At 43.1% G+C, this 701-nt stretch carries 1 protein-coding gene; it reads right to left on the bottom strand.

Features of this window, described 5'->3' with window-relative positions; translation table 11 throughout:
- Nucleotides 1-52: 52 nt before the first annotated feature.
- Nucleotides 53-382 (bottom strand): RNA-dependent RNA polymerase family protein, encoded by a 330-nt coding sequence (locus A4R26_RS34315; RefSeq protein ID WP_081171742.1) that lies wholly within the window; start codon nt 380-382, stop codon nt 53-55.
- Nucleotides 383-701 lie beyond the last annotated feature (319 nt).

Genomic DNA, 701 nt, shown 5'->3' with positions numbered 1-701 from the left:
TGCACACGGTTCCTCAATTTACGGTTTCGCTAAAAGTCGGCTGTGATAGATTTTAGATTTCACTAATGGTATCCATTCTTCCGTTAGTTTTTTGACCTTTTCCCAATGTCCAGACCCTTTTGCCTCCACGATGGTTAAGCCAGTTATGGAGTAGTCGTTTTGTCTGGTAATAGTACGAGTTCAATCTTCGGGTATTGAATGTCATTCCATAATAGGCATAATGACCTCGAAGCTTTTGGTTCAGATCGGCTATCAGTAACGGCATGCTTAATTTGTGCCTGTTGAGTTTGATCCCCTCACTCATTCGCTTCAATGAAGCATTCAGCTTCTTGTTACTGGTTTTACATTTAAGGATACGTTTGTCTTTGAGGCTCGTTCCCATGTAATGGGTGAAGCCTAAAAAGTCAAACGTTTTCTTTTCCTGACCCGGTCAGTATGCACCTTGTTAGTAACATCCCCTGGTTCAAAGGACATTGTGCCTCTTTTATCCAAGTCGTGGCTATTTAGCTTATCTAAGCATATATAGACAGCATTCAAAGTGGTACCCTTATTCATTCGTTTCACTGGTACCTTCCTGCCGATGGAAGGTTCTGGAACCTTTTAAGAAACAAGCCAAAAGACTGGCTGATATGGGTATTACCGCTGTATGGATTCTCCCGGCCAGCATGGGGAGCAATGACGCCAATAGCCAGGGGTATGAC

The sequence above is a fragment of the Niastella populi genome (assembly GCF_002078015.1).
Taxonomy (GTDB): Bacteria; Bacteroidota; Bacteroidia; order Chitinophagales; family Chitinophagaceae; genus Niastella; species Niastella populi.
Note: the sequence above shows the minus strand (reverse complement) of the source record. Positions and strands in the feature narration are given on the sequence as shown.